General features: G+C 60.0%; 1 protein-coding gene. It reads right to left on the reverse strand.

All coding sequences use genetic code 11. The features are described 5' to 3' along the window. On the reverse strand, positions 1-558 hold a 558-nt coding region (locus P3C39_RS32880), incomplete at both ends, for a M20/M25/M40 family metallo-hydrolase (protein ID WP_275955467.1).

Here is a 558-nt window from a genome sequence, read left to right on the forward strand (position 1 = left end):
CTCGTGCACATTGTCTTCACCAGCCACGTCCTTCGCCGCCCTGATCGCAAGCTCGGTCGGCGCGGCATGATTAAAAACGACGGCATCGCTGCTCTCGATCGTAAGATCTATCTTGGCGCCGGTGACCCGGGCGATGCCGGCGACCACCTCGCCGATGCGTTTCTTGACAAGCTGACGCACCTCGGGCGTCAGCGTGCGCATGCTGCCTCGCAGCTCTGCTGTCTGCGAAATTACTCTCTGCGTGGTGCCGGAATGGAATTCGTGGAACGAAAGCCCCGCCGATTCCAAGGGATCGACGTTCTGGGCTAAGACTTGCTGCAGGGCCGTGACAAGCTGAGCGCCCACTAATATCGAGTCAATGCATTTGTGCGGCATCCCGGGATGGCCGCCAAGACCTTCGATTCTGATCTCGATGCTGTCCGTTGCCGCCAGCACCGGACCTTGCCGGATACCAAAGACACCAATCGGCAAGCCCGGAGCGTTGTGCATGCCAAAGACCTGATCGATTCCGAAGCGCTCCATCAGCCCGTCATCGAGCATCGCTTGCGCGCCTGTACC

Source organism: Mesorhizobium sp. XAP4 (assembly GCF_029269325.1).
In the GTDB taxonomy this organism is placed as follows: Bacteria; Pseudomonadota; Alphaproteobacteria; order Rhizobiales; family Rhizobiaceae; genus Mesorhizobium; species Mesorhizobium ciceri.